Genomic DNA, 3,183 nt, shown 5'->3' with positions numbered 1-3,183 from the left:
TTAATCCGGAAAAAGACACCGTATCTAACATGGCTACACGAGCCAGTAAATTGGCTCTGAAAAGAGCGGGACTACAACCTGATGATATTGACTTTATAGTTTTTGCTACTATTACACCCGACTATTTTTTCCCGGGTTCCGGGGTACTTTTGCAGCGCGAACTGGGCCTACAGGGCATTGGCGCATTAGATATAAGAAATGCCTGTTCTGGCTTTGTTTATGCGCTATCTATTGCCGACCAATTTGTGAAAACCGGTATGTATAAAACCGTTCTGGTTGTGGGTGCGGAGATTCAATCGTCTGCTCTGGATAAATCCACAGAAGGACGCTCGAGTTCAGTCATTTTTGCCGATGGTGCAGGCGCTGCTATTGTTCAGGCTACCGATGAGGACAGAGGCATACTTTCCACTCACCTACATGCCGATGGCGATTATGCTGAGGAGCTTTACGTAAAAGACCCCGGATCGAGCCGTAAAGTAAGGTTATCTAAAGAACTGCTGGATGGCAAAACATTCAACCTAACCATGAATGGAAATGCGGTTTTCAAACATGCTGTGGTGCGTTTTAGCGAGGTAATACAAGAGGCCTTGCAGCATAATGGACTAACCCCTGAAGATATTGATCTGCTCGTACCTCATCAAGCCAATCTGCGCATTAGCAACTTCGTGCAAAAGCAATTTGGTCTCGCTGACGATAAGGTCTTTAATAACATAATGAAGCTTGGCAACACCACAGCAGCTTCTATTCCTATCGCCATGAGCGAAGCTTGGGAACAAGGCCGAATAAAAGATGGAGACCTTGTTTGTCTGGCTGCTTTTGGGAGTGGTTTCACATGGGCTTCAGCGCTCATCAGATGGTAGAGCTTAATCAGGAGTTGATCGATTTCCTTGAAAAGAAGGAATTCTTTGAACTGAAGTTAAAAACGGATAAACAGGTTAACGATTTACTATACTACACCCAGCAAAAGTTGGCCGAGTTATGGAAAAGCAGACCAATATGGAGTTTACCAGATGGTCTTTCGAGCATTCCTTCTAAAATAAGTAGAGGAAACAATCACTCCGGATACCCCTTTCAGGTTTTCGATTTCCCTTCTTCATTCTCTCAAACAGACATTTTTACTTTCAGAGTGATTGTTTGGTATGGCCAGCACTTTTCCTGTAACCTTATTGCCAGTGGCATTTTTCTGCGATATGTAGAAGACCGGCTCCCTGCCCTTGCCAACAAAAACACCCGACTGTTATTGGATGACAACCCATGGTCTAACTCGCTATTGGAAACTCATAACTTACTGATTGACAAAGAGTCAATAACACAAGCGACCACTTTTATTAAAAAAAATCAATCAATACGGTTATTTAGATTGTTTAGTATGAACCAAATTAATTCCATCCATCGTTTGACACTTGAGTGTTTTAACGATTGGTTCTCGGCTGATTTGGCTTAATATTTGATTCGTTAGGGCGACTCTCAACCACCTTATAGTTTATGCGACAAGCAATATTACTCTTCTCCCTTGTTTTTTTGGCCGGAGCACAACTCCCCCTCAAGGCCCAAGAGGCTTTTACTTTAATTTTTCCTTCAGAAAATCTGGAGCTAACAGAGAAGGGTGAAAAAGAAAACGGACTAAGAAGCGGGCTTTGGATAGCTTACTCCAAAGACAGCAGCTACATTCATAGAGGCAACTACTTTGAGGGGAAAAAATCGGGCTATTGGAATATATTTATAGACGGGGTTGAACGGGCACGTTTAAGCTATAGAAACGACAGCCTTAATGGTCCATACTATTTATTTTACCCCAACCGGGTAGTTGCAGTAAAAGCCATTTTTGCTCACAATCAGCTAAACGGAGAGTGGGAATCTTTTAGAGAAAACTCCTCCCCTTTAGAAAAAGGAACATTTAAAAGTGGAGAAAAAGAAGGACTCTGGACGGCCTTCCATCCCAACGGTCAGGCCGAGTTTATTTCTAACTACAAAAACGGCCTGCTCAATGGAAACTACTCAGCCTTCGATGAATATGGCTTTAAAACCGTGGAGACTACTTATAAAAACGGTTTACTCCATGGCGAGTGGAAAAAATACGACTACGATGGCTATGTCATTGAAAAAGGCCTGTATCTAAACGGTCAGCGCGATGGTAAATGGGAGTATTATTACGGACCAAATATGGAGGCCGGTGTTGAATACTACGAAAAAGGCAAAAAAACAGGAATCTGGGTGGCCTATCACATGAACGGACGCACCGCTTCCGAAATTACCTACAAAAACGATCAACCAGTTGGCACTGCCCGAAGCTGGTTTCCCAATAAGCAACTTGAGTCGATAACTCACTATAAATATGGCCTGGCCGATAGCCTTTATCAGCAGTATTACGAAAACGGCTTACTCGCTGCGGAGGGAAAGTATGAGCTCGGACTGAAAACAGGTGCCTGGAAGTATTTCCATGACAACGGCATGATCTCCGAATTGGGCAGATATTCAAAAGATAAACGAGTTGGTAACTGGAAGTCGTTTGACCAAACAGGAACACTCGTTGCAGAGGGCTCTTTTCTCGATGACCTGGAAACCGGTCAATGGTTCTATTATTATAGCACCGGAAAACTAGAATCTATTGGTAGCTATAAAAAAGGCGGGAAAGATGGGCTTTGGGGCTATTTTCATAAGAACGGTGCATCAATGAAAGAAGAGCAATGGGTGGAAGGAAGACTAATGTCCATTACTGAATACACTGATGAGCGAGGCAGAAAACACAGTTCCGGAAGCTTAAAGAACGGCTTTGGCGAGGTTATAAATTATTATGCTGATGGCACCGTGTTTTCTAAAGGAAACTATGAGCGAGGGTTGCCTAATGGCCAATGGTCTTTCTTTGATGAAAAAGGTAGAAAAATCACCTCTGGCAAACTAGTAGATGGTGTAAAAGAAGGTAGCTGGGAGGTTTTCTCTCGATCAGGTACCGTAGTAGACATTGAGTATTATAGCAATGGTGAGCTGGTGAGCACCAAAAGAGGTTTTAATTAAAACATAAGGTTACTTGCTTTGGTCGTACAGCGAATGTGTCGACATTTTACCACCTTGTGTCATCTCAAATGGCTCTTATAAGGCACTACCAAGACACACAGCTTGTAGTTCACGTGGTCTATTTACATTTGTCTTATCTAAATAAACCTGAGTTCGATGTAAGTAAGT

The 3,183-nt window shown here is 42.8% G+C and carries 3 protein-coding genes; all 3 read left to right on the top strand.

The genetic code is table 11. The features are described 5' to 3' along the window. Positions 1-860, top strand: an 860-nt coding sequence (locus B3763_RS07040) for a 3-oxoacyl-ACP synthase III family protein (protein ID WP_286745159.1), incomplete at its 5' end; no start/stop codon positions are given. Continuing rightward, positions 854-1,444, top strand: coding sequence for a hypothetical protein (locus B3763_RS07035; protein ID WP_286745157.1), 591 nt, complete (start codon positions 854-856; stop codon positions 1,442-1,444). The genes B3763_RS07040 and B3763_RS07035, both read left to right, overlap by 7 nt. Positions 1,445-1,485: 41 nt before the next feature. Continuing rightward, positions 1,486-3,015, top strand: a complete 1,530-nt coding sequence (locus B3763_RS07030) for a toxin-antitoxin system YwqK family antitoxin (protein ID WP_286745155.1) — start codon at positions 1,486-1,488, stop codon at positions 3,013-3,015. Positions 3,016-3,183: the final 168 nt, after the last annotated feature.

It is taken from the genome of Roseivirga sp. UBA1976 (genome assembly GCF_002336325.1).
GTDB classification, from domain to species: Bacteria; Bacteroidota; Bacteroidia; order Cytophagales; family Cyclobacteriaceae; genus Roseivirga; species Roseivirga thermotolerans.
The sequence above is the reverse complement of the archived record's forward strand: the minus strand, read 5'-3'. Positions and strand labels throughout refer to the sequence as shown.

Coding starts and splice junctions, on each gene's coding strand:
- B3763_RS07035 (WP_286745157.1), top strand. CDS start 854: ATGGTAGAGCTTAATCAGGAGTTGATCGATTTCCTTGAAAAGAAGGAA.
- B3763_RS07030 (WP_286745155.1), top strand. CDS start 1,486: ATGCGACAAGCAATATTACTCTTCTCCCTTGTTTTTTTGGCCGGAGCA.